The 23,610-nt window shown below is 68.3% G+C and carries 24 protein-coding genes; 15 read left to right on the top strand and 9 right to left on the bottom strand.

Annotated features, from left to right (window positions below):
• Positions 1–4 precede the first annotated feature (4 nt).
• From QUE68_RS02280 to QUE68_RS02305, 6 genes are all read right to left on the bottom strand, one after another.
• Positions 5–1,192, bottom strand: a complete 1,188-nt coding sequence (locus QUE68_RS02280; protein WP_286275090.1) for an NAD(P)/FAD-dependent oxidoreductase — start codon at positions 1,190–1,192, stop codon at positions 5–7.
• Positions 1,193–1,280: 88 nt separating this feature from the next.
• Positions 1,281–2,627, bottom strand: a complete 1,347-nt coding sequence (locus QUE68_RS02285) for an FMN-binding glutamate synthase family protein (protein ID WP_286275091.1) — start codon at positions 2,625–2,627, stop codon at positions 1,281–1,283.
• Positions 2,627–3,313: a GltB/FmdC/FwdC-like GXGXG domain-containing protein gene (locus tag QUE68_RS02290; RefSeq protein ID WP_286275092.1), complete on the bottom strand. Its 687-nt coding sequence runs from the start codon at positions 3,311–3,313 to the stop codon at positions 2,627–2,629. Before QUE68_RS02290 ends, QUE68_RS02285 begins: the two co-directional genes overlap by 1 nt.
• Positions 3,301–4,197, bottom strand: a complete 897-nt coding sequence (locus tag QUE68_RS02295) for a class II glutamine amidotransferase domain-containing protein (protein WP_286275093.1) — start codon at positions 4,195–4,197, stop codon at positions 3,301–3,303. Before QUE68_RS02295 ends, QUE68_RS02290 begins: the two co-directional genes overlap by 13 nt.
• Before the next feature lie 27 nt (positions 4,198–4,224).
• Positions 4,225–5,550, bottom strand: coding sequence for a type III glutamate--ammonia ligase (gene glnT / locus QUE68_RS02300; protein ID WP_286275094.1), 1,326 nt, complete (start codon positions 5,548–5,550; stop codon positions 4,225–4,227).
• 109 nt (positions 5,551–5,659) lie between these two features.
• Positions 5,660–6,913 carry an ammonium transporter gene (locus tag QUE68_RS02305; protein ID WP_284230612.1) on the bottom strand — a complete coding sequence of 418 codons (1,254 nt, stop codon included), beginning with the start codon at positions 6,911–6,913 and terminating at the stop codon, positions 5,660–5,662.
• A gap of 143 nt (positions 6,914–7,056) precedes the next feature.
• Here QUE68_RS02305 and QUE68_RS02310 point away from each other — a divergent pair, with 143 nt between their 5' ends.
• Positions 7,057–7,524 (top strand): hypothetical protein, encoded by a 468-nt coding sequence (locus tag QUE68_RS02310; protein WP_284224322.1) that lies wholly within the window; start codon positions 7,057–7,059, stop codon positions 7,522–7,524.
• Here QUE68_RS02310 and QUE68_RS02315 read toward each other — a convergent pair.
• On the bottom strand, positions 7,493–8,116 hold the full coding sequence (locus tag QUE68_RS02315; protein WP_286275095.1) for a nitroreductase family protein: 624 nt from the start codon (positions 8,114–8,116) through the stop codon (positions 7,493–7,495). The two genes, QUE68_RS02310 and QUE68_RS02315, sit on opposite strands and share 32 nt — an antisense overlap.
• Positions 8,117–8,288: 172 nt before the next feature.
• Here QUE68_RS02315 and QUE68_RS02320 point away from each other — a divergent pair, with 172 nt between their 5' ends.
• The 4 genes from QUE68_RS02320 to QUE68_RS02335 all read left to right on the top strand — a co-directional run bounded on the left by QUE68_RS02320 (position 8,289) and on the right by QUE68_RS02335 (position 13,151).
• Positions 8,289–9,554 (top strand): aspartate kinase, encoded by a 1,266-nt coding sequence (locus QUE68_RS02320; protein ID WP_284224324.1) that lies wholly within the window; start codon positions 8,289–8,291, stop codon positions 9,552–9,554.
• A 33-nt stretch (positions 9,555–9,587) separates the two neighbouring features.
• On the top strand, positions 9,588–10,622 hold the full coding sequence (locus QUE68_RS02325) for an aspartate-semialdehyde dehydrogenase (RefSeq protein WP_286275096.1): 1,035 nt from the start codon (positions 9,588–9,590) through the stop codon (positions 10,620–10,622).
• Positions 10,623–10,667: 45 nt separating this feature from the next.
• Entirely contained in the window at positions 10,668–11,741 is a 1,074-nt protein-coding gene (locus tag QUE68_RS02330) for a DUF4185 domain-containing protein (RefSeq protein WP_286275722.1), read from the top strand.
• Between the two features lie 63 nt (positions 11,742–11,804).
• Positions 11,805–13,151 (top strand): sensor domain-containing diguanylate cyclase, encoded by a 1,347-nt coding sequence (locus QUE68_RS02335; protein ID WP_284224327.1) that lies wholly within the window; start codon positions 11,805–11,807, stop codon positions 13,149–13,151.
• A 124-nt stretch (positions 13,152–13,275) separates the two neighbouring features.
• On the opposite strand, the gene QUE68_RS02340 is transcribed toward QUE68_RS02335, so the two are convergent.
• Positions 13,276–13,431, bottom strand: coding sequence for a hypothetical protein (locus QUE68_RS02340; protein WP_284232360.1), 156 nt, complete (start codon positions 13,429–13,431; stop codon positions 13,276–13,278).
• 119 nt (positions 13,432–13,550) lie between these two features.
• On the opposite strand from QUE68_RS02340, the gene QUE68_RS02345 reads away from it, so the two are divergent.
• The 10 genes from QUE68_RS02345 (at position 13,551) to egtE (ending at position 22,959) form a co-directional block, all read left to right on the top strand.
• A complete protein-coding gene (locus QUE68_RS02345; RefSeq protein ID WP_286275097.1) occupies positions 13,551–14,003 on the top strand; it encodes a hypothetical protein in 453 nt (150 codons plus the stop codon).
• Positions 14,004–14,119: 116 nt separating this feature from the next.
• Positions 14,120–15,574 (top strand): catalase, encoded by a 1,455-nt coding sequence (locus QUE68_RS02350; RefSeq protein WP_286275098.1) that lies wholly within the window; start codon positions 14,120–14,122, stop codon positions 15,572–15,574.
• A gap of 192 nt (positions 15,575–15,766) precedes the next feature.
• Positions 15,767–16,300, top strand: coding sequence for a hypothetical protein (locus QUE68_RS02355; protein ID WP_284224331.1), 534 nt, complete (start codon positions 15,767–15,769; stop codon positions 16,298–16,300).
• A gap of 52 nt (positions 16,301–16,352) precedes the next feature.
• Positions 16,353–16,784, top strand: a complete 432-nt coding sequence (locus tag QUE68_RS02360; protein WP_284224332.1) for an organic hydroperoxide resistance protein — start codon at positions 16,353–16,355, stop codon at positions 16,782–16,784.
• A 3-nt stretch (positions 16,785–16,787) separates the two neighbouring features.
• Complete coding sequence (locus tag QUE68_RS02365) at positions 16,788–17,444, top strand: sensor domain-containing protein (protein WP_286275099.1); 657 nt, start codon at positions 16,788–16,790, stop codon at positions 17,442–17,444.
• A gap of 142 nt (positions 17,445–17,586) precedes the next feature.
• A complete protein-coding gene (gene egtA, locus QUE68_RS02370) occupies positions 17,587–18,858 on the top strand; it encodes an ergothioneine biosynthesis glutamate--cysteine ligase EgtA (RefSeq protein WP_286275723.1) in 1,272 nt (423 codons plus the stop codon).
• Positions 18,855–20,156 (top strand): ergothioneine biosynthesis protein EgtB, encoded by a 1,302-nt coding sequence (gene egtB, locus QUE68_RS02375; RefSeq protein WP_286275100.1) that lies wholly within the window; start codon positions 18,855–18,857, stop codon positions 20,154–20,156. The genes egtA and egtB overlap by 4 nt, the downstream gene beginning before the upstream one ends.
• A 33-nt stretch (positions 20,157–20,189) precedes the next feature.
• On the top strand, positions 20,190–20,921 hold the full coding sequence (gene egtC, locus QUE68_RS02380; protein WP_286275101.1) for an ergothioneine biosynthesis protein EgtC: 732 nt from the start codon (positions 20,190–20,192) through the stop codon (positions 20,919–20,921).
• Positions 20,918–21,883 (top strand): L-histidine N(alpha)-methyltransferase, encoded by a 966-nt coding sequence (gene egtD / locus QUE68_RS02385; RefSeq protein ID WP_286275102.1) that lies wholly within the window; start codon positions 20,918–20,920, stop codon positions 21,881–21,883. The genes egtC and egtD overlap by 4 nt, the downstream gene beginning before the upstream one ends.
• Positions 21,880–22,959: an ergothioneine biosynthesis PLP-dependent enzyme EgtE gene (gene egtE / locus QUE68_RS02390; protein WP_286275103.1), complete on the top strand. Its 1,080-nt coding sequence runs from the start codon at positions 21,880–21,882 to the stop codon at positions 22,957–22,959. The genes egtD and egtE overlap by 4 nt, the downstream gene beginning before the upstream one ends.
• 3 nt (positions 22,960–22,962) lie before the next feature.
• Here the strand turns inward: egtE and QUE68_RS02395 are convergent, their stop codons facing one another.
• On the bottom strand, positions 22,963–23,550 hold the full coding sequence (locus QUE68_RS02395; protein WP_286275104.1) for an LURP-one-related/scramblase family protein: 588 nt from the start codon (positions 23,548–23,550) through the stop codon (positions 22,963–22,965).
• Positions 23,551–23,610 lie beyond the last annotated feature (60 nt).

Consider the following 23,610-nt stretch of genomic DNA (forward strand, 5'->3'; position numbering starts at 1 on the left):
CGTCCTAGCGCATCTCGCCCGCGCCCACGTACGGAAACGGGGTCCGCAGTAGGTCGTCCTCGGCGAAGCGCGACAGTCGGAAGTCGGCTTCGGGAATCCGCGGGTCGGCGCTGTGCCCATCGACCACCAGATCGGCGATCAGCGCGCCGACCGCGGGCGCGATCTTGAAGCCGTGTCCGCTGAAGCCTGCCGCAACCACCAGACCGTCGATGCCGGTTCGCGAGATCACCGGGTTCCAGTCCGGGGTGACGTCGTAACAGCCCGCGTAGCTGCCGGTGATGGCGGCGTCCGGGAAGCCGGGGAAGCGGGTGCCCACGCGATCGATCGTGACGTCGATGAAGTCCTCGCTGGCGCGGTTGGCGTAGTCGTCCGGGTCGGCGTCCTGGACGTGTGACAGGTCGCTGTTGCCGAACAGCACGTCGCCGCCTGGCTCGGGCCGGATGTACTGCAGCGACACCAGATCGGAGAAGACGGGTACCGGGCCCAGCTCCACGCCGGGTGCGATCATCACGATCTGTTCGCGCACGACGCGGATGGGAACGTCGATTCCATGGCGCGACAACAGGTCGCGGGTCCAGACGCCGGTCGCCATCACGACGGTGTCCGCGGTGACCTCGGTGCCGTCGGCGAGCCGTACCCCGGTCGTGCGGTCGCCGTCGAGCAGCAACTCCGTCATCGCCGTGCCCTGGCGGATGCGGACGCCTGCCGCGCGCGCGGCCACGGCGAACGCCTGTGCGGTCTGGTACCCGTCGCCGAACCCGCCGCGGGCCTCGTGGGCGAAGGCGGCGAACGGCGTCAGGTCTGCGTGCGGCCACATGTCGGCGACGTCGGCGAGGTCGATCTCCTCGGTCTGCACGCCGACGGCACGCTGGGCTGCCAGGCTCTTGCGCAGCGAGTCGACGTTCGACTCGCCGACCCCGACGACGTAGCCGGTCTGTCGAAAGCCGATGTCGTGCCCGAAGATCTCCTGCGCGTTCTCGAACACCTCCAGCCCGACGGTCGCCATGGCGGCCAGCGAGCTGACGCCGTAGTGGCAGCGGACGATGCCCGAGGACTTGCCCGTCATCCCCGAACCCACGGTGTGCCGCTCGACGACCAGCACGTCCGTGACACCGCGCTTCGCCAACGCCCACGCGGCGGCCGCGCCCTCGATGCCGCCGCCGACGATGACGACGTCCGCCGTCTCGCTCATCGGCGACGCTCCGGTGCTCCCAATGTGAATCCTGTGCGGATTCTCGCCCGAATTCTCGCAGAGGTTTCACATTCGGCGGGAGTGGTCGTCATCGGCCCGGGATCCAGTCGGTGCCCGCCAGCGGTACCCGCGCCATCGCGGCCGCCTCGATCGTGACGGCGACGAGGTCCTCCGGTTCGAGGTGCCGGACGTGGGCCTTACCGCATGCCCTGGCGATGGTCTGCGCCTCCATGGTGAGCACCCGCAGGTAGTTGGCCAGTCGGCGGCCGCCCTCGATGGCGTCGAACCGGGCGGCGAGTTCGGGGTTCTGGGTGCTGATGCCCGTCGGGTCGGTGCCGTCCTGGAAGTCGTCGAAGAATCCCGCGGCGCTGCCGAGTGCCTCGTACTCCGCGGCGTACCGGGGATGGTTGTCGCCCAATGCGATCAGCGCGGCGGTACCGATGGAGACGGCATCCGCGCCGAGCGCCATGGCCTTGGCGACGTCCGCCCCGTTGCGGATACCGCCGGACACGATCAGCTGAACTTCGCCGTGGTCGGCGCCGCTGCGGTGCACGCCCAGCTCGGCCAGCGCCTGGACGGCCTGCGGAACGGCTGCCAGCGTCGGGATTCCGACGTTCTCGATGAACACCTCCTGCGTCGCGGCGGTACCGCCTTGCATCCCGTCGACCACGACGACGTCGGCGCCCGCGTGGACGGCGAGCTTGACGTCGTAGTAGGTCCGCGAGGCGCCGACCTTGACGTAGATCGGCTTCTCCCAGTCGGTGATCTCCCGCAACTCGTTGATCTTGATGGTGAGATCGTCGGGCCCGGTCCAGTCGGGATGCCGGCACGCCGACCGCTGATCGATGCCCTCGGGCAGCGTGCGCATACCAGCGACGCGTTCGGAGATCTTCTGTCCCAACAGCATTCCGCCACCGCCGGGCTTGGCGCCCTGGCCGAGGACGATCTCGATGGCATCGGCCTTGCGTAGGTCGTCGGGGTTCATTCCGTACCGCGACGGCAGATACTGGTACACCAGGTACTTGCTCTGACCGCGTTCCTCGACGGTCATCCCGCCGTCACCGGTGGTGGTCGACGTGCCGACGGCGCTCGCGCCGCGACCGAGTGCCTCTTTGGCGGGCCCGGACAGTGCACCGAAGGACATTCCCGCGATGGTCACCGGGATGTCCAGGTGCAGTGGGTACTTGGCGTTGCGGCCGCCGAGCAGCACGTCGGTGTCACAACGTTCGCGGTAGCCCTCCAACGGGTAGCGCGACATCGACGCGCCGAGGAACAGCAGGTCGTCGAAGTGTGGGAGGGGCCGCTTGGCACCCCAGCCGCGAATGTCGTAGATGCCGGTCTCAGCGGCGCGCTGGATGGCGGCGATGGTGTGCCGGTCGAAGGTCGCGGACTCGCGAAGGCCCAACCGCGCTCTGGCATCAGATGTTTCGCTCATCAGTAACTCGAAGCGTTGTCGACGTGGAAGTGGTAGAGGTCTCTGGCCGAGCCGTAGCGAGTGTAGGCGTGGGTGTCGTCGTCCCCGTAGCCGGCGGACTCCAGTAGCTCTGCCAACTCCCCGTGGTGCTCGGGCCGCATCTCCTTGGCAACGCAGTCGGCGCCCAGCGACTTGGCGTTGCCGCGGAGGTAGATGCGGGCCTCGTAGATCGAGTCGCCGAGGGCGTCACCCGCGTTGCCGCGGACCACCAGTCGTCCGGCTTGAGCCATGAAGGCGCTCATGTGCCCAACGTCACCACCGATGACGATGTCGGCCCCCTTCATCGAAATACCGCACCGCGCTGCGGCATTGCCATCGATGACCAGCAGTCCGCCGTGCGCAGTCGCCCCCGCAGACTGCGAGGCGTTGCCGCTGACCCGGACCGCGCCGCTCATCATGTTCTCCGCGACACCGGTACCCGCGTTGCCCTCGATGGTCACCTCGGCGCGCTGGTTCATCCCCGCGGCGTAGTACCCGACGTGGCCGTGGATCGTCACGTTCACGTCGGCATCGAGGCCGACCGCGACGTTGTGCGCACCGGCGGGGTTCTCGATGACGAAGTCACCGGTCAAGCCGGGCGCGTGTAGGGCCGAATTGAGTTCCCGCAGTGATTGTTTGGCGAGATCGAAGGTGACTATCGTGTCCACGCGTACACGACCTCCGGCTCCGGCTCCCAGATGACGGCCTGCTCGACGCCGGGAAGGCCCGACAGAGCGCGGTATTCGCTGCCCATCGCCACCCAGTCTGCGGTCTCGGCGATGACGGCGGGCTTGCAGGCGATCGCATCACGGACCACCGCGAACGAATCACGGTTGGACACCAGCAGCGTGTAGAAGCCGTCGAACGTGGCGCACAGCTCCTTCAGCGCCGTCTCCACGTCGCGGCCCTCGGCCAGCCGGCTCGCCACGAACCGGGCGCCGACCTCCGTATCGTTCTCGCTGTCGAATCGGACGCCGGCGGCCTGCAATTCGCGTCGGATGGTGGCGTGGTTGGCGAACGAGCCGTTGTGTACCAGACACTGTTCCGGCCCTACGGCATACGGATGGGCACCCGAGGGCGTGACGGCCGACTCGGTCGCCATGCGGGTATGCCCGACGCCCTGCCAACCCTGAGCGTTGGCCAACCCCCAGGACGCCGTCAGCGCTGCCGGGCCACCCACGCCCTTGAGCACCGCCAGGTCGGCGCCGAAACCGGCTACCAGGACGTCCGGGTAGACCCGCCTGACGGCGGCGAGCAGTACCTCGGAGTCGGCGCTCGACGTCAGCAGATAGGTGGCCCCGATCATCGTCACGTCGACCTGGGTGCCGAGCGCGACACCGACCGCCGCGCCAACGGTGTCGGCATCGGCGCCGACGTCGAGCAGCGACACACAGCCGCGGCCCGGCGGCGTCCACGTCGGATCGCCGTACACCGCGACGCCCGCCGAGTCGCTGCCCCGGTTGCTCATCTCGCACAGCATCCCGGTGAGCAGCTCACCCAGTCGCGGATATAGCTCGGGGTTGCGGAGGTGCAACCCCACGATTCCGCACATCGCCTGTCTCCCTTGCTGTTCAGTCGCCTAGAAGGCGGTCAGGTACTGGTCGATCTCCCACGGGCTGACCGTGCCGTGGTAGGTGAAGAACTCGTTGCGCTTGAGATCGGCGAAGTACGTGGCCACTCCGTCGCCCACGGCGTCGAGCACCCCGGTGATCACGTCGTCGGCCACCATGTCGTCCACGGCGTGCAGCAGCGTCGGCGGAAGCGCGCGGCTGCCGTCCGCGACGGTGCCAATCGGCCCGGGGTCGAGGTTGCGTGCAATGCCGTCGAGACCCGCGCCGAGGGCGGCCGCGATCGCCAGATATGGGTTGGCCGAGCCGTCGCCACCGCGCAGTTCGACGCGTTGGTCGTCGGGCACGCGGATGTAGTGCGTCCGGTCGTTGCCGCCGTAGGTCGGCTGCCTGGGCGCCCAGGAAGCGCCAGAGTTCGTGGTGAGGGCGCCGGTTCGCTTGTAGGAGTTGACCGTTGGGCCGACCACGGCCTGCAGCGCGCAGGCGTGCTCGAGGATGCCCGCAATGAACGAGTACGCGGTGGTGGACAGGCCGAGGCCGTGGCCGTCCGATGCCGCGTCGCCCGGGAACATTGCCGCACCGCCGCTGGTGAGCGAGAGATGAAGGTGCAGGCCACTTCCCGTGCGGTCCGCGAACGGTTTGGGCATGAACGTCGCGATCATGCCCCGCTCGGCGGCGATCATCGACAGCAGGTAGCGCAGGGTGACCACGCGGTCGGCGGTGGTCAGCGCCTCGGCGAACTGGAAGTTCTGCTCGAACTGTCCGTTGGCGTCCTCGTGGTCGTTGGCGTAGTTCGACCACCCGAGCTGATTCATTGCCGTGGAGATCGTCGTGAGGTGGTCGTACATCCTGGTCACGCCGCGCGCGTCGTAACAGGGCTGGGCAGCGTTGTCGGCGGTATCGGCGGTGGCCAGGCTGCCGTCCGCATTGCGGGTCAGTAGGAAGTATTCGACCTCGGCGCCGACCCACGGTTCGAAACCGGCCTCGGCCGCGCGTGCGACGAGCGATTTGAGGATGTTGCGGGGCGCGTACGGCCACGGCTCGCCGAGTACGTGCGGGTCGCAGTGCACCAGGGCGAGCCCCTCCTTGATGAAGGGGATCGGGGTGAAGGAGGACGGGTCGGGGATTGCCATCAGGTCGGGATCTCGCGGCTCCTGGCCCATGGCGCCGACGGCGTAACCGGCGAAGCCGACGCCCTCGGTGGCGAGCACGTCGATGGCCTCGACCGGCACCAGCTTTGCGCACGGCTTGCCGCGCAGGTCGACGAACAGCGCAAGGACGAACGTGGTGCCCGCCTCGCGCGCGAGGTCCGCAAGCCCGGTGGTCGTGGCGGTCATCGTCATCCTTGTCTCATCTAGGGAATCAAAGTATCAGGAAAGGAAACTGCATGCAGCGCGAGAGGCCCCGACCGGCGCGGGGCGAATCGCGCCGATCGGGGCCAGTCTCCTAGGCGGTTTGCATGTCGTACGACGATTCGCGATGCGACACCGCGTCGATGCCCTTCTCCTCGTCCTCGGGCGAGATCCGGATGCCCATCGTCTTCTTGATGGCGTAGGCGATCGCGAAGGCGACCACGAACGAGTAAGCCAGCACCGCGCCCGCGGCGATGGCCTGCTTCCAGAGCTGAGAGAACCCGCCGCCGTAGAACAGACCGTTGGTGGCATTCGGCATGCTCTCGCTGGCGAACAGGCCGATGAGCAGGGTGCCGATGACGCCGCCCACGAGGTGCACGCCGACCACGTCGAGTGAGTCGTCGTAGCCGAACCGCGACTTGAGGCCCACCGCGTAGATGCAAATCGCGCCGGCGATCGCACCGACGGCGATGGCGCCGATCGGCGTGACCGCACCGCAGGCCGGGGTGATGGCGACCAGGCCGGTGATGGCACCGGAGGCCGCACCGACGCCGGTCACGTGGCCGTCCTTGATCTTCTCGACCGCCAGCCACGCGAGGGTGGCGGCGCAGGTGGCGACGAAGGTGGTGACCATGACGATGGCGGCCGAGTTGCCCGCGGCCAGCGCCGAACCGCCGTTGAACGCGTACCAGCCGGCCCACAGCAGGCCGGCGCCGAGCAGGGTCAGCGGCACGTTGTGGGGCTTGCGCAGCTGGCCGAACATGGCGGACTTGCCGAGCACGATCGCGACGGCGAGTGCGGCGGCGCCCGCGTTGATGTGCACCGCCGTGCCACCGGCGAAGTCGATCGCCTTGAGGTTGTTGGCAATCCAGCCGCCCGTGGAGTCCTCGGTCACCACGCCGTCGAAGGCGAACACCCAGTGCGCGACCGGGAAGTAGACCAGGACCGCCCACACGGTCGCGAACACCATCCACGCGCCGAACTTCATCCGGTCGGCGACGGCGCCCGAGATCAGCGCCACGGTGATGGCGGCGAACAGAGCCTGGAACAGTGCGAACAGGCTCACCTGCAGCCCCGAGATGGTGGTCTGCGATTCGAGCAGATCCTTCATCCCGGCGAACTCGGTGAAGCTGCCGACGAACCCGCCGTAGCTGGTGCCGAAGACCATCGAGAAGCCGAACAGAACCCAGAGGACGCCCACGATCGCCACGGCCCCGAAGGTCATCATCATCATGTTCGTCGAGCTCTTGACCGAGACCATGCCGCCGTAAAACAGCGCAAGCCCGGGGATCATCAGGGTGAGCCCGATGATGCAACACAGCATGAAAGCCGTGGTGCCCGTATCCACTACATCCATCTGTCATCTCCTGCGTGTGCGGCCTCGAGCGGGCCGATCACTGGCAGTAACCGATGTTTCTGTTACGGAGACGGGCTCGTAGTGTTGCGGGCAGGTAAACGTGCGTCCGACCGCGGCTGTGTCAGCATCGGGGGATGAAGCGGATAAGGCCTCTGACGACGGTGACGGTGACGGTCGCCCTCCTGGTCGGCACGGGCATCTGGTGGTTCTTCTTCCGCGGCCCGTCCTCGGCGGATTGCGCTCCGGTGCGAGAATTATTGGCGTTCAACAAGTCTCAGATCGACGGCCTGAACGCCAAGACCCATGTCCCCGAGCCCGGGTCCTATGAGGCGGCGACCGACCCCGGCGAATTGGACTACCGGGCCTGGGTGGACGGCCTGACGGACCGGGCGGCGAAGGTGACCGCGCCCGAGCTCGCCGACCAGGCGAAGGAGACGGCGAAGACCGCGGAGCGGCTGGTCCGGGCCCGTCTCGACTTCGACGCCCAGAGCCAGAGCACCGCGCCTGGCGCCGCAGCGCCCGCGGTGGCGATGGTGGTCACCGCGTTCAACGACGAATTCGAGTCCCGGGTCAGACAGCTGGCGACGACGTGTCCGGCATGAACGCCGAGCCCCAGCTCCCCGCGAACGCCACCTCCTCGAGCGGGAGCCGCTCACGGGCCCGGGTGTCCCGTTCGACGATCGCCTCGTCCGCTGTTCGGTAATCACCCAGCGTCCCGACGGCCAGCACCGCGATCGGCCGGACGTCGGTGGGAACGGCGAAGGCGGTGCGCGCCGCGTCGGCGTCGAAGCCCGCCATCGCGTGCGCGACCAGCCCTCGCGCGACCGCCTCGAGGCTCGCGTTGGCGATCGCGGCACCCGCATCGACGGCCGAGTACAGCGCCGTCTTCTCGTCGGGGCCCTCGTCGGCACAGACCAGGATCAGCGCACCCGCGGCGTGCGCGTAGGCGTTCCCGCGCTTGAGCGTGGCCGCGAGCGCGGCGAACGTCTCGTCACCGCGCAGGCCGACCACGAAGCGGACCGGCTGCCGGCCTCCCCAGGTCGCTGCCCAACGAGCCGCCTCGAGCAACGCGGTCAGCTGCTCGGTGGTGACCGTCGCACCCGGGTCGAACGCCCGAGGACTCCACCGCGCGGCGATGGGCCCGTGAATCGGTACCCGGGTGGTCGCGGTCCGGTCGGCGGGCTGTTCGGTCACGCCGTCCGACGCTACCCATCCGCGCGCGAACGTGCGGTTTCGTCCTGGACACCCCGGGCGGGGCGGATCGATCCGCACGTTCGCCGCCGATCCGCCGGTGAAAACCGGGTGCGCAGACCCCTTATCCTTTTAGGCAACTCCACCTCGTTCAGAACGACGCGAAAGGCGAACAGTGGCGCTCGTCGTACAGAAGTACGGCGGATCCTCGGTGTCCGACGCCGACCGGATTCGCCGGGTCGCCGAGCGCATCGTCGAGACGAAGAAGGCCGGCAACGACGTCGTCGTCGTGGTCTCCGCCATGGGTGACACCACCGACGACCTGCTCGACCTGGCCCGTCAGGTGAACCCCGCCCCGCCCCCGCGCGAGATGGACATGCTGCTGACCGCGGGCGAACGCATCTCCAACGCCCTGGTCGCGATGGCCATCTCATCGCTCGGCGCCCAGGCCCGGTCGTTCACCGGTTCCCAGGCGGGCGTCATCACCACCGGCACGCACGGCAACGCCAAGATCATCGACGTCACGCCAGGCCGGCTGCGGGACGCCCTCGACGAGGGCCTCATCGTGCTGGTTGCCGGCTTCCAGGGCGTCAGTCAGGACAGCAAGGACGTCACCACGCTCGGCCGCGGGGGATCGGACACCACCGCGGTGGCGCTGGCCGCGGCGTTGAACGCCGACGTCTGCGAGATCTACACCGACGTGGACGGCATCTTCACTGCCGACCCGCGCATCGTGCCCAACGCACGGCACCTCGACACGGTCTCCTTCGAGGAGATGCTGGAGATGGCGGCGTGCGGGGCCAAGGTGCTCATGCTGCGGTGCGTGGAATATGCACGACGCTACGACGTTCCGATACACGTTCGGTCGTCGTACTCGGACAAGGCGGGCACGCTCGTCAAGGGATCGATGGAGGACATTCCGATGGAAGACGCCATCCTGACCGGAGTCGCTCACGACCGAGGCGAGGCGAAGGTGACGGTCGTCGGCCTACCCGACGTTCCGGGTTACGCCGCCAGAGTCTTTCGCGCGGTCGCCGACGCCGATGTGAACATCGACATGGTGTTGCAGAACATCAGCAAGATCGAGGACGGCAAGACCGACATCACGTTTACCTGCGCACGTGACAACGGTCCGGCCGCGGTGGAGAAGCTGTCGTCGCTGCAGCACGAGATCGGGTTCACCCAGGTGCTCTACGACGACCACATCGGCAAGGTGTCACTCATCGGCGCCGGCATGCGCAGCCACCCCGGCGTCACCGCCACGTTCTGCGAGGCACTCGCGGCGGTGGGCGTGAACATCGATCTGATCTCGACCTCGGAGATCCGAATCTCGGTGCTGGTCAAGGACACCGAGCTGGACAAGGCGGTCACGGCGTTGCACGAGGCGTTCCATCTCGGCGGTGACGAGGAAGCCGTCGTGTACGCGGGAAGCGGGCTGTAGAGACATGGGCGAGCGATGCGACGGGGTAGATAGATGGTGAACATCGGTGTGGTCGGTGCAACCGGCCAGGTCGGCCAGGTGATGCGTCGACTCCTCGAAGAGCGGGACTTCCCGGCCACGAGTGTCCGGTTCTTCGCGTCCTCGCGGTCCCAAGGCAAGAAGCTGGAGTTCAAGGGTCAGCAGATCGAGGTCGAGGACGCCGAGACGGCCGACCCGTCCGGCCTCGACATCGCGCTGTTCTCGGCTGGGGCCAACATGTCTCGCGTCCAGGCGCCGCGGTTCGCCGCGGCGGGGGCCATCGTCGTCGACAACTCGTCGGCGTGGCGCAAGGATCCCGACGTGCCACTCGTGGTGTCGGAGGTCAATTTCGACAGAGACGCGGGCATTCGTCCGAAGGGCATCATCGCCAACCCGAACTGCACCACGATGGCCGCGATGCCGGTACTCAAGGTGCTGCACGACGAGGCGGGCCTGGTCCGCATGATCGCGTCGACCTATCAGGCGGTGTCGGGCAGCGGGCTGGCCGGGGTCGAGGAACTGTTCGGTCAGGCGCGCGCAGTGGTCGCCGACAGTGAGCAATTGGTCCACGACGGATCGGCGCTGCAGTTCCCTGCGCCGAACAAGTACGTCGCGCCGATCGCCTTCAACGTGGTGCCGCTGGCGGGCTCGCTGGTCGACGACGGCTCCGGTGAGACCGACGAGGACCAGAAGCTGAGGTTCGAGACTCGCAAGATCCTCGGCATCCCCGATCTGCTCGTCAGTGGCACCTGCGTGCGGGTGCCGGTGTACACCGGGCACTCGCTGTCCCTCAACGTCGAGTTCGCGCAACCACTTTCACCCGAGCGTGCCAGGGAACTGCTCGCGACCGCACCCGGTGTGACACTCGTCGACGTACCGACCCCGCTGGCGGCCGCAGGTGCCGACGACTCCCTGGTCGGACGCATTCGGCAAGATCCCGGCGCACCGGATGGGCGCGGTCTGGCGCTGTTCGTCTCCGGCGACAACCTCCGAAAGGGCGCGGCGCTCAACACCATTCAGATCGCCGAGCTTCTCGCCGCTCAGCTGTAGGTGCGGTGCTCACGGGTGGCGGCTGCGGCACTGCTGTGCGTCTCGATGCCCCCGATGGCGGTCGCGCATGCCGAGCCGCCCGCGCCGATTCCGAAGCCGGTGCTGGGTCCGTTGACGCCCGGCCAGGTGGTGCGGATCGGTCCGGTAGCGGGAACGGGCACGCCGACGAGGGATTACGGCATCGGCGCCACGGACCTGTGCGAGTTCATGGAGTTCCCCAGCGGCACTTTGCAAGTCTGCGGCGACAGCTTCGCGGGACAGGGAGTCGCCTTCGGGCCGCACTACTCACCCGTCGCCCTGCACGTGGACATGGATTCGGTCGACGACCCGAGCGGTGTGCGCTACTACGGCGTCACGGGAACGGATGAGCCGCTGCTCGCCGACCCCACCCCGCCGGGATCGTCGCAACTGCCGGCGGGCGTCGTCGCGATCAACCGCGAGAACTACATGTTGATCACCACCACCAAGGATCTGGTGCCGTCGACCTCGAGATTGGTCAAGGCGTCACCCTCTCGAGGAGATTGGCCGACGGTCCCCAAGTCGCAACGCCCCGCAGACTACGCGGGCGGTCGGCAGTCCCAGATCAGCGGCTACTACGACCCGATCCCCACGCCCGATTCGCCGAGCGGATGGGTCTACGTCGTGGCGAACGACTTCGACCGCAGCAGTCCCGTCGAGCTCTACCGGGTGACCCCGGCGTCCTTCACCGACCGCTCGAGATGGCAGGCCTGGTCGGGCGTCGGCGGATGGGGTGAGGCGCCCACTCCGCTGTGGGGTGATGCCGTCGGGGAGATGAGCATCCGACAGGTCGACGGCAAGACCGTCTTGTCGTACTTCAATGCGAGCACCGGGAACATGGAGGTCCGCGTCGCGAACGACCCGACCGGCCTCGGCCCCGCGCCGGTGACGACGGTGGTGTACGCCGCCGCGTGGCCCGCCGACCCCGAAGAACTGCCGCCACCCGAGGACAACCGGCTGGCGCAGCCCTACGGGGGCTACCTCTCGCCGGGTTCGACCCTCGACGAGCTGCGGGTATTCGTTAGCCAGTGGAACACGACGCCCCGAGCCGACAACGCGCCGTATCGGGTGATCCAGTTTGCGGTGAACCCGCTGCGCTGACGTTGGCGGCATGCTCTGTCTAGTGGTTGCTGAGTAACTGACGCTGAAGTAGATTTGCTGCCGATGGTTCAAGACCGAGCCCAGCAGAACAGCCCTCCGCCAGCGGGCCGGACCGCCATGTCGGGGTGGCACGGGGTGAGGGACGTCCGCTCCGTTCGGACGGGCCTCACACCCGCCGAGGAAGAGCGTCGTCGGCTGCTGGCGCTGATCAACCACCTCCCCGCGATGATCGGCTACTGGGACCGTGAGCTGCGGAACGTGATCGCCAACGACGCGTACGTCCAATTCTTCGGCATCACGCCGGAGGAGGCGCGCGGACGCCATATCCGCGAGGTCCTCGGCGAGGCCGTGTACGCGCTGAACCTGCCGTACATCGAGGGCGCACTGGCCGGGGAGGAGCAGCTCTTCGAACGCACGTTGATCGACAGCCAAGGGCTGACCAGGTACACCCAGGCCTCGTACGTGCCCGACATCGTCGACGGCGTGGTGCTCGGGTTCTACGTCCAGGTCACCGACGTGACCGCCCGTGTCGAGGCGGAGCACGCCCGCGACGAGGCCCGGCGACTGTTCGACATCAGCATGGCCAATGCGCCCATCGGCAAAGTCGTGCTGACCCGTTCGGCGCACATCCTTCAGATCAACCCGGCGATGTGTGCCGCACTGGGGTACCACACGGCGGAGCTGTTGGGCGGTGACTTCCGTCGGCTCGTCCACCCCGACGAGCTCGCCTCGGCCGAAGCGGACCTTGCGCGCATGCAGGACGGGTCGGTGAAGAAGGTGGCCGCAGAGCGCCGCTACGTCCGACGTGACGGGACGATCATCTGGATGCAGCGCAGCGCGGTCTACGTCACGGGCGCCTACGGCGGGGACGACGTCATCGTCGCGCAATTCCAGGACGTCACCGCCCGACGCCACGCCGAAGCGGAACTCTCCCGGCTCGCGTTGACCGACTCACTCACCGGGCTGCACAACCGGCACGCCCTCAACGACCGCATGCACCAGATCCGGGCCGAGGACCCCAGTACGGAGGTCGGCATCATCTTCATCGACCTCGACGGGTTCAAGGACGTCAACGACAACTTCGGGCACGCGGTCGGCGACGCCGTCCTCGCCAACGCCGCGGGGCTGCTCGCCAACATCGTGCTCCCACCGAACACGGCCTACCGGTTCGGCGGTGACGAGTTCGTCGTCGTGGTCCTCGACGCGCGGGCCGAGAGGCGGGTCGCCGCGGTGGCCGGCGACATCCGCGCCGCCCTCACCGGCACCTACCCGACGACGACGACCCCGCTCGACCTCACCGCCGCGGTCGGGTGGACGTGGGGCAACGCCGCCGACGGCGAGGAACTGCTCTGCCAGGCCGACGCCAACATGTACCGGCACAAACGCAAGCGCGGAAACCCTTCGGACTGAACGGACTTCAGCTGCGCAGAGGGCACAGCCTCGGCACACGGCATTCACAGGTTGCGACGGTAGCGTCATCCCGAGGACGAACCGCGGCCGCCGAACCCCCGATCGCGCGGCCGTGGTTCGGTCCCTAGGTCTCGTCGGCGATCTGGTGCCGATCCTGGTGACCTCCAGGTGCCTCCGGGTCGGGCGTCGGGTCATCGAGTTGGCTCTGCAGTTCGCGTTGTTCCTCGGTGGCCTTCGTGGCGTCCTTCGGCGTGGCCGGCGGCATGTTCTGTTGTTCCATGCGCGTATGGATCTCCCTTTCGGCCGCCGTCAAAACCTTTGGCGCAGGCGTGGCATGCATAGCTGATTCTTAGGCGATACCGAGCCGGTGCCATGGTTGGCGCGAGGATGATCGGCGTCATGACCGACAAGCCAGAGGATTCGACGAACTCCATCCCGGCGTCCGAACACCCGGTGTCCGAACAGCCGGTGCCCGCCCCCGCCCATGCCCCGCCCTATTTCGCGCCGGTGGACCAGAAGCCCAGCCGACTCAACCAGGTCGCCGCGTGGGTCGGCATCGCCGCGGGCGCGGTGGTCATCGTGGCCGTCATCTTCGCGACCGGATTCATGCTCGGCGCGCACGCGGGCAGAGATGGTGGTAGCCGGGGTCATGGGCACGACCGCGGCGCCATGGACCAGCGCGACGGCCCCCCGATGTGGGGTCCAGGACCGATGATGCGGCCCGGACCGGCCTTCGTGTTCCCCGGTGGCCCCGGCTTCCCGGGCGGACCGGGAGGCCAGGCCGGGCCTGGCGGTTCCGGCGGCTCGGGGCAGGGTCCCGCGGCCACGCCGCCGACGCCGCCGGGACGCTGACAACCGTCGTCTCGCATGCATGGATGACGACGCCGCCGGGTAAACCGCACCGTGGCGTCGTCACGACAATTGCGGCCCAGCCCGAGTGGTCGCGGCCACGAGAGGGATGGATATAGATGACCGAGAAGATCGCAACCACCGATGGCGGCGCGCCGGTGCCGAGCCTCGAGCACTCGCTGAGCGTCGGACCCGACGGTCCGATTCTGCTGCAGGACCACTACCTGATCGAGCAGATGGCCAACTTCAACCGCGAGCGCATCCCGGAGCGGCAGCCACATGCCAAGGGTGGTGGCGCCTTCGGCACGTTCGAGGTGACGAGCGACGTCAGTCAGTTCACCAAGGCGGCGTTCCTGCAGCCGGGCGCCAAGACCGAGATGGTGGCGCGCTTCTCGACCGTGGCAGGCGAGCGGGGCAGCCCAGACACCTGGCGCGATCCGCGTGGCTTCTCATTGAAGTTCTACACGTCCGAGGGCAACTTCGACATGGTCGGCAACAACACCCCGGTGTTCTTCGTCCGCGATCCGATGAAGTTCCAGAACTTCATTCGCAGCCAGAAGCGGATGGCCGCCAACAACCTTCGCGATCACAACATGCAGTGGGACTTCTGGACGCTGGTGCCCGAGTCGGCGCATCAGGTGACGTGGTTGATGGGCGACCGCGGTATCCCCAAGTCGTGGCGGCACATGAACGGCTACTCCAGCCACACCTACAGCTGGATCAATGCCGCCGGCGAGATGTCCTGGGTGAAGTACCACTTCAAGTGTGACCAGGGCGTCGACTTCCTCACCCAGGAGGACGCCGACCGGATCGCCGGCGAGGACGCGGACTACCACCAGCGCGACCTGTACGACACGATCGAGGCGGGCGACTTCCCGACCTGGTCGTTGAAGGTGCAGATCATGCCGTTCGAGGATGCGAAGACCTACCGGATCAACCCGTTCGATCTGACCAAGGTGTGGCCGCACTCCGACTATCCGCTGATCGACGTCGGGAAGATGACGCTGAACCGCAACGTCGTCGACTACCACGCGCAGATCGAGCAGGCCGCCTTCGAGCCCAACAACGTCGTGCCCGGTACTGGTCTGTCACCGGACAAGATGCTGTTGGCTCGCGGGTTCTCCTACTCCGACGCCCACCGCGCCCGCCTCGGCGTGAACTACAAGCAGATCCCGGTCAACGAGCCGAAGTCCGAGGTCAACGCCTACTCCAAGGACGGGGCGATGCGGATCAAGCTGGCGACCGATCCGGTCTATGCGCCGAACTCGATGGGCGGTCCGGTGGCCGACGACCCGAGGCGGGTAGCCGAGGCGCAGTGGGCGTCCGACGGCGACATGGTGCGCACCGCGTACTCGTTGCGTCCGGAGGACGACGACTGGTCCCAGGCCGGCACCCTGGTGCGGGAGGTGTTGGACGATGCTCAGCGCGATCGCCTCGTCGGCAACATCGTCGGCCACGTGCTCGACGGCGTGAAGGAGCCGGTGCTCTCGCGGGTGTTCGAGTACTGGCGCAACGTCGATCCGGAGCTCGGCAAGAAGGTCGAGGAAGGCGTGCGCGCCGGATCCGACGGCTAAGCGGCCGCCGATCGTGCGGTTTCATACGCAACCCGCCGTGGCAGGCGTATGAGATCGCACGATCGGCGCATCCGACCCCGCGACACGCCGGTATGAATGCCAACGTTGTGATTCGCGTGGGGTCTGTGGGACTATTGAGAACTTTGGGGAACGTGTGGCGATCTTCCCCCATTCGTGACAATGTCGCTATCCATGACGCGCGTGTCAGCGATTCGATTAGTGCTGGTCGCCGTTCTCGGTGCGGCCGTCTTGAGTGGCTGTTCGCTCGGCACGCCCGAGCCGCCGCGGGGCCTCGCCGAAGTGTTCTCCGTCGGTGACTGCGTCGGGATCCCGCCGCAAGCCGCCGCGGCGGCGCCGGACCCGCTGACCGCCGACAAGGTGGCCTGCGCCGCCGATCCGAGCTACACCGTCGGCGCCATCGCGAACTCCTCGGGTGAGTGCCCGAGTGCCGAATATCAGCACGTGCCAAGTCAATTCGCCGATCCGTCGACGACGCGCCTGTGCCTGGTGCCCAACCTCGTCGCCAACCACTGCTACGTCATGGACATGCCGATCGGCATGCTGACCCTCGCCGACTGTGCGGAACGCGGACAACAGGGGCTGCTCGTTCAGGTCACCGAACGCCTCGACATCCGCGATCAGCAGGCGTGCCCCGCCACCGTCGGCCACTACGCATGGCCCTACCCGTCGCCGCCACGGACCTACTGCACGCTCACGATCTTCTGACCGTCGGGCCGGGGTCACTTGGCGGTCACCGGTAGCTGGCATGATCGGTCGGATGAGCATCGAAGTCGTGTACACCGCAGAATCCACGTCCACCGGCGGCGGCCGCGACGGCCACGTGACGTCCGCCGACGGCCAGATCGACCTCGACACCCGGCCGCCCAAGGAGATGGGTGGCAGCGGCGAGGGCGTCAACCCCGAGCTGCTGTTCTCCGCCGGCTACTCCGCGTGCTTCCTGGGCGCGCTCCGACTGGTCGCGAAGAACGAGAAGATCGCCATCGACGACGCCAGCGGCATCACGGCCCAGATCGGTTTCGGCAAGGACTCCGAGGGCGGCTTCGGCCTGACCGCACACCTCATCGGCTATCTGCCCGGCCTCGAGCAGGGCGCCGCCGACGACCTGATGGAGAAGGCCCACGGCGTGTGCCCGTACTCCAAGGCCACCCGCGGCAACATCGACGTCAAGCTGTCGGCCAAGGTCGTCTAGCCCATGCAGAGCGCGGCAGGCGCGGTGGCGGCCGGAGTGCTGGCGACCGTCGTGGCCGGGGTCGCGGTCGCGCCCGTCGCCGATGCGCGTCCGTCCGACCCGGGTGTCGTGTCCTACGCCGTCCTCGGCAAGGGTTCGGTGGGCAACGTCGTCGGCGCGCCGATGACGTGGGAGTCGACGTTCACCGCGCCGTTGCAGGGTTTCTTCGTCGACCTGCCGGTATGCAACAACTGGGCGGACATCGGGTTGCCCGAGGTCTACCTCGATCCTGACCTGGCCTCGTTCAGCGGCGCGGTGGCCCAGCGCGCGGCCAACGATGACACCAACCTGGTCAAACAGGCGGTCGGCGTGTTCGCGACCAACGACGCGGCGACCCGGGCCTTCCATCGGGTCACGGATCGGACCGCGGGGTGCGCCGGGCAGACCACCGCCATGCATCTGGAGGACCTCACCACCCAGGTGTGGTCGTTCTCCGGTGGCGGGCCCACTGGCAACGACGCAGCGTGGGTGAAGCAGGAAGCGGGTACAGACCGTCGATGCTTCACTCAGACCAGGCTGCGCGAGAACGTTCTGCTGCAAGCGAAAGTCTGCCAGCCGGGGAACGGCGGCCCAGCGGTGAACGTGCTGGCCGGAGCGATGCAGAACACGCTGGGCCAGTAGCGGTCACGGCTGCTGCGCGGCCTCTCGGCGGAAAGTCGGGCGAGTTTGTCGGTATCTCTGGAGAAGATGGAGACGTTCATCGAAGACGGACCATGCCAAGTACCCGCATGGTGATTCGGAGGGGACGGTCGACGTGACCACCATCGCAGACCGATGCAGTGCCCGGCCCGGCGATTCGACGGCGGCCGAGCTCGTGAACGCCGACGATGCCGCCACCCGCATCGGTGGGGATTGTCTGAAGGACGGCCCCGTCGGCCAGGTGGGACTGGAGATCGAAGCCCACTGCTTCGATCTCGTCGATCCGCTGCGCCGTCCCTCCTGGGTGGAGCTGACCGACGTGATCGCCCAGGTTCCGGCGTTGCCGAGCGGTAGTCCCATCACCGTCGAGCCGGGCGGTGCCGTGGAACTGTCGGGCCTGCCCGCACCGTCGGCTCCGCACGCCATTACCGCCATGCAGGCCGACCGGGCGATGCTCAGGGAGGCCTTCGCGCAGCACGGTCTCGGCCTGGTGCTGCTGGGAGCCGACCCGCTCCGGCCGCCCGCGCGGGTGAACCCCGGCGACCGCTACCGCGCCATGGAACGGTTCTTCGCAGCCAGCGGGACCACCGACGCCGGGGCCGCGATGATGACGTCGACCGCGTCGGTCCAGGTGAACGTCGAGGCGGGCCCCCGCGCCGACTGGGCGGACCGCGTCCGGCTCGCCCACGCGCTCGGGCCGACGATGATCGCCATCTCCGCGAACTCGCCGCTGCTGGGAGCCGAATTCTCCGGCTGGCGCAGTACCAGGCAGCGGGTGTGGAGCCAATTGGACTCTGCCCGTTGTGGTCCCGTGCTGGGCGCCAGCGGTGGTGATCCCGCCGACGACTGGGTGAGCTACGCGCTGAAGGCGCCGGTGATGCTGGTGCAGGGGCCCGAGACCGTCCCGATGACCGAGGTGGTTCCATTCGCCGACTGGGCCGACGGTCGCGCCCTGCTCGGTGGTCGCCGCCCCACGGTCGCCGACCTCGAATACCACCTGACGACGCTGTTCCCGCCGGTGCGACCCCGCGGATTCCTCGAGATCCGCTACCTCGACAGCACGCCGGACGACGTCTGGCCCGCCGTGGTCTACACGCTGGCCACCCTGCTCGACGATCCCTCGGCCGCCGAGGTGGCCGCTGAGGCCACCGAGCCGGTCGCCACGGAATGGGATCTCGCGGCGCGGGTCGGTCTCGGCGACCAACGCCTCCGGGCGGCGGCCACGCGGTGCGTGCACGCCGCTGCCGAACGGGCCCCGACGGAATTGGACGGGGCGATGCAGCGGTTGATGCGTCAGGTGCAGCGAGGCAGGAGTTCGGCCGACGACTTCGCCGACCTCGTGGTCGGCGGCGGCGTCCGAGCCGCCGTGACTCGATTGGCGGGCCCGACGGCGTGACAAGTCGAGAGACGCTGGCCAGGGACCTCACCCTGGCGCGCGAACGCACCCTGCGGTTGGTCGAGATCGATGATGCCGAGCTGCTGCGCCAGTACGACCCCCTGATGAGCCCGCTGGTGTGGGATCTCGCCCACATCGGCTGGCAGGAGGAGATGTGGCTGCTGCGGGGTAATGATCCCCGCCGTCCTGGCCTGCTCGAAGCGGACGTCGAGAGCCTCTACGACGCGTTCAAGCATTCGCGGTCCAGTCGCGTCGAGCTGCCGTTGTTACCGCCCACCGACGCGCGGTCGTTCTGCGAGACGGTGCGCGCGAAATCGCTCGACGCGCTCGACGCCCTGCCCGCCGACGACGGCACCGGTGTCGATCCGGCCTTCGTCTTCGGCCTGGTGGTCAGCCACGAGAACCAGCACGACGAGACGATGCTGCAGGCACTGAGCCTGCGCACCGGCCCGCCCCTCCTGGGTCGCGGCGCACCGCTGCCACCCGGACGCCGAGACGTGGCGGGCACGTCGGTGCCGGTGCCGGGCGGCCCCTTCGTCCTCGGGGTGACGGCCGCCGAGGAGCCGATGTCACTCGACAACGAACGCGACGCACACGTGGTCGACGTGCCGGCCTTCCGAATTGGGCGCGTCCCCGTCACCAACGGCGAGTGGCGCGTCTTCATCGACGACGGCGGCTATCGCGAACCACGTTGGTGGTCGACGGCTGGCTGGGCACACCGCGAGGAAGCCGGGTTGACGGCGCCGAAGTTCTGGGATGCCAACGCCACGCGAAACCGGTTCGGGTACGTCGAGGACATCCCCGCCGACGAGCCCGTCCAGCACGTGAGCTTCTTCGAGGCCGAGGCGTATGCCACGTGGGCGGGCGCCCGGTTGCCGACGGAGATCGAGTGGGAGAAGGCCTGTGCGTGGGATCCGCACGTGGGTGCGCGTCGTCGATTCCCCTGGGGGACGAGTGAACCCACCACGGCGCTGGTGAACATGGGCGGCGACGCGTTGCGGCCGGCACCCGTCGGGGCCTATCCGGCGGGTGCTTCGGCCTACGGTGCGGAGCACATGCTCGGCGACGTGTGGGAATGGACCACCTCGCCGCTACGACCTTGGCCGGGATTCACGCCAATGCTCTACGAGCAGTACTCGGAGCCCTTCTTCGAGGGCTCTGGGGCCGGCGACTACAAGGTGCTCCGCGGCGGTGCGTGGTCGGTCGCCCCCAGCATCATCCGGCCGAGCTTCCGCAACTGGGACCATCCGATCCGCCGACAGATCTTCTCCGGCGTGCGACTGGCGTGGGACGCGTGATGAGCGCTCGCGCGAAGAACAGAGGGCACTGAGGTGTGCCGTCATCTCGCTTGGCTTGGCGAACCCACGTCGGTCTCGTCCCTGGTCTTGGACCAGCCGTATGGGCTTGTCGTGCAATCATATTCGCCCCGTCGGCAGAAGAACGGGCTGGTGAACGCCGACGGGTGGGGAGTCGGTTTCTTCGATCCCGGGGGGCAGGAGCGCAGCGACTCGGGGGGAGGCACCGGGTCGACGCCGCGGCGCTGGCGTAGCGCGGCGCCGATGTGGGGTGACGCGTCCTTCGCCTCGGTGGCGCCCGCACTCAGGAGCGGGTGCGTGGTGGCGGCGGTGCGGTCGGCGTCGGTGGGCATGCCGGTCGAGCCGTCGGCCGTCGCCCCGTTCACCGACGGCCGCTGGTTGCTCTCGCACAACGGCATCGTGGATCGGTCGGTGCTGCCGCCGTCGTCGCGCGCGGAATCCGTCGTCGACAGTGCGGTGTTGGCGGCGCTCATCTTCGACCGCGGGCTGGACGCGCTGGGTGACACCGTGGTCGAGGTCGGCGAGGCAGACCCCAACGCGCGGCTGAACATCTTGGCGGGCAACGGGTCTCGATTGATTGCCACCACATGGGGGGATACCCTGTCGATCCTGCGCAGGGATGACGGTGTCGTGCTTGCCAGCGAGCCCTACGATGACGACCCCCGCTGGCAGGACGTGCCCGACCGTCATCTGGTCGATGTCACCGGCGCGCAGGTTGAGTTGATTCCACTGAAAGGTTCGTCATGACGGTCTCCATCGCCAATCACCTCGATGCCGACGCCGCGCCCCGGGCGCTGCGACGGGACGTTCGGGAGGGGCTCGGCGCTACGCCGAAGTCATTGCCGCCCAAATGGTTCTACGATTCCGTGGGTAGCGACCTGTTCGACCAGATCACGCGGTTGCCGGAGTACTACCCCACGCGGGCGGAGGCCGAGATCCTTCGCGTCAACGCCGTGGACATCGCCGCAGCATCGGGGGCGGACACCCTGGTGGAACTCGGCAGTGGCACCTCGGAGAAGACCCGCATCCTGCTCGACGCGCTGCACGGGGCCGGAACGTTGCGACGGTTCATCCCCTTCGACGTCGACGCCTCGATCCTCGAGTCGGCCGGTGAGGCGATCGCCAACGAGTACCCCGGTATCGAGATCGACGCCGTCTGTGGGGATTTCGAGGAACACCTCGGCAAGATCCCGCTGGTCGGCCGACGCCTGGTCGTGTTCCTCGGCTCGACGATCGGCAACCTCACCACCGGTCCCCGCGCGGCGTTCCTCGGCGCACTGGCGGATAGCTTGCAACCCGGTGATGCGCTGCTGCTCGGCACCGACCTCGTGAAGGACGTCGATCGGTTGGTTCGTGCCTACGACGACGCCGCCGGGGTCACTGCGAAGTTCAACAAGAACGTGCTCGCGGTGGTGAACCGCGAACTCGCCGCGGACTTCGACCTCGAGGCGTTCGACCACGTGGCCCGGTGGAATCCCGGTGAGCAGCGCATCGAGATGTGGCTGCGCGCAAGCAGTGCGCAGCAGGTACGGATTGGCGACCTCGACCTGACCGTGGACTTCGCCGCAGGCGAGGAGATGCTCACCGAGGTGTCCTGCAAGTTCCGGCCCGAGGAAGTCGCCGACGAGTTGGCGGCGGTGGGCCTGCGCCGGACCGCCTTCTGGACCGACGGCGCCGGCGACTTCGGACTGTCGCTCGCGGTCAAGTGACCCTCGCCGACGAGTGGCGGTCGGCACGCACGCCCGTAGCGGGCGTGCACCTGGATAGCGCAGCCTGCTCGCGGCAGTCGTTCGCGGTCATCGACGCCACCTCCGCGCACGCCAGGCACGAGGCCGAGGTCGGCGGGTACCCGGCCGCCGAAGCCGCCGCCCCCGTGCTGGCTGCGGGCCGGGCCGCAGTCGCAGCCCTTACCGGTTTCACCGCCGACGACGTCATCTTCACCACCGGCGCCAGCCACGCGCTCGACCTGCTGCTCGGCGACTGGCAAGGCGCCAGGCGGCTGGCCTGTCTGCCAGGTGAGTACGGCCCCAACCTCGCCGCCATGGCCCGCCACGGATTCGAGGTCGTACCGCTCCCCGTCGATGGCGCCGGCCGGCTCGACCCCGACGCCGCCGTCCGCGCGCTGGCGGCCGACCCTCCGCCGTTGGTGCACCTCACCGCGCTCGGCAGCCACCGGGGCACCGTCCAGCCGGTCTCGGCGATCGCCGAGACGTGCCACGACCACGGGATCGCCGTGATCGTCGACGCCGCGCAGGCGCTCACGCACGTCGACTGTGCCACCTTCGGCGCGGACGCGGTGTACTCGTCGTCGCGCAAGTGGACGGCGGGGCCCCGCGGCCTCGGCGTGCTCGCTGCGCGACCCGGAATGCTGAGCGCCGAGACGCTCGCCCGGATGGCGCATGCCGAGGTGAATGTCGGTGCACAGGTGGGTCTTTCGGTCGCGCTCGGCGAGCACCTCGCGGCGGGTCCGGAGCGCGTCAGGGCCAGGCTCCGCGAGGTCGGCACACAGGTACGCGCCGCGCTCGCCGAGGTACCGGGCTGGCGGGTGGTCGAGAACGCCGACGAGCCGAGCGCCATCACCACCCTGACCCCTCCGGACGGCGTCGACCCCCGGGAGGTCCGAGCCCGCCTGATCGCCGAGCACCGCATCGTCACCACCGCCGTGGGCGTCGAACGCGCGCCCGGCGAGATGGTCACGCCTGCGCTGCGCGTGTCACCGCACGTCGACCTCACGGCCGAGGAGCTCGAGACGATGGCCGCGGCCATGAGTGCCGTGACCGGCTGATTCTCAGCGGCGCTGCAGGGCGTCGAGCGCGACGGCCATGGCCACGCCCACTCGCCAGTCCAGCTGGCGGCCGTCGGAGAGGACCGGAATGGTGATCTCGTAGACGTCGCGCAGCGTTGGTTGGCGCTCGGAGGTCAGCACCACCTGCCCGTCACCGGTGACGAAGTCGAAGTGGTAGCGCAGTGGGTCGACCGCGCCGCTGCTGTCGAGGAACCGCCTGGCAAGGGCGACACCGGGGCTGCGTTCCTCACCGACGGCCGTCAGCCCTTCGCGGGTCGAGAGGTTCCAGGTGGAGCGTAGGAGCGACCTCGCGTAGTCCTTCCGGAATTCTCCGAGCGGTTGATCATCGGCGTCGGTGATGTCGTAGGCGCCGCCGTGTTGAAGTCCTCGGCGGGCAACGAAGCCGAAGAGCGGGTCGGTGCGCGTCTCGTCGGAGTAGAACGTGACGTGCTTCCTGACCGCCATGCGTTTCTGCTGGGCGTGTGCGAGCACCGATCCTTCGACACCGTCGATGGAGCGGCCGATCAAGGTATAGCGATTCACGAATAGCGCAACCTGCTGACGAAGGGTGAACCGCAGAACATCCGCCATGCGTGGCAATTCTGCCAGGCCTGCCCGAACGGGTAGGTAGACCCTGTCCGGTCGTCCCGA

Origin of the sequence: Mycolicibacterium sp. TUM20985 (assembly GCF_030295745.1) — a bacterium.
GTDB lineage: Bacteria > Actinomycetota > Actinomycetes > Mycobacteriales > Mycobacteriaceae > Mycobacterium.

What these genes read in the sequence shown, in the direction of transcription:
- egtD (WP_286275102.1), top strand. Translation starts at nt 20,918, where the DNA reads ATGACGGTCTCCATCGCCAATCACCTCGATGCCGACGCCGCGCCCCGG.
- QUE68_RS02355 (WP_284224331.1), top strand. Translation starts at nt 15,767, where the DNA reads ATGACGCGCGTGTCAGCGATTCGATTAGTGCTGGTCGCCGTTCTCGGT.
- QUE68_RS02280 (WP_286275090.1), bottom strand. Translation starts at nt 1,192, where the DNA reads ATGAGCGAGACGGCGGACGTCGTCATCGTCGGCGGCGGCATCGAGGGC.
- QUE68_RS02310 (WP_284224322.1), top strand. Translation starts at nt 7,057, where the DNA reads ATGAAGCGGATAAGGCCTCTGACGACGGTGACGGTGACGGTCGCCCTC.
- QUE68_RS02330 (WP_286275722.1), top strand. Translation starts at nt 10,668, where the DNA reads ATGCCCCCGATGGCGGTCGCGCATGCCGAGCCGCCCGCGCCGATTCCG.
- QUE68_RS02365 (WP_286275099.1), top strand. Translation starts at nt 16,788, where the DNA reads ATGCAGAGCGCGGCAGGCGCGGTGGCGGCCGGAGTGCTGGCGACCGTC.
- glnT (WP_286275094.1), bottom strand. Translation starts at nt 5,550, where the DNA reads ATGACCGCCACGACCACCGGGCTTGCGGACCTCGCGCGCGAGGCGGGC.
- QUE68_RS02395 (WP_286275104.1), bottom strand. Translation starts at nt 23,550, where the DNA reads ATGGCGGATGTTCTGCGGTTCACCCTTCGTCAGCAGGTTGCGCTATTC.
- QUE68_RS02295 (WP_286275093.1), bottom strand. Translation starts at nt 4,197, where the DNA reads ATGTGCGGAATCGTGGGGTTGCACCTCCGCAACCCCGAGCTATATCCG.
- QUE68_RS02360 (WP_284224332.1), top strand. Translation starts at nt 16,353, where the DNA reads ATGAGCATCGAAGTCGTGTACACCGCAGAATCCACGTCCACCGGCGGC.
- QUE68_RS02340 (WP_284232360.1), bottom strand. Translation starts at nt 13,431, where the DNA reads ATGGAACAACAGAACATGCCGCCGGCCACGCCGAAGGACGCCACGAAG.
- QUE68_RS02325 (WP_286275096.1), top strand. Translation starts at nt 9,588, where the DNA reads ATGGTGAACATCGGTGTGGTCGGTGCAACCGGCCAGGTCGGCCAGGTG.
- QUE68_RS02285 (WP_286275091.1), bottom strand. Translation starts at nt 2,627, where the DNA reads ATGAGCGAAACATCTGATGCCAGAGCGCGGTTGGGCCTTCGCGAGTCC.
- QUE68_RS02345 (WP_286275097.1), top strand. Translation starts at nt 13,551, where the DNA reads ATGACCGACAAGCCAGAGGATTCGACGAACTCCATCCCGGCGTCCGAA.
- QUE68_RS02350 (WP_286275098.1), top strand. Translation starts at nt 14,120, where the DNA reads ATGACCGAGAAGATCGCAACCACCGATGGCGGCGCGCCGGTGCCGAGC.
- QUE68_RS02335 (WP_284224327.1), top strand. Translation starts at nt 11,805, where the DNA reads ATGGTTCAAGACCGAGCCCAGCAGAACAGCCCTCCGCCAGCGGGCCGG.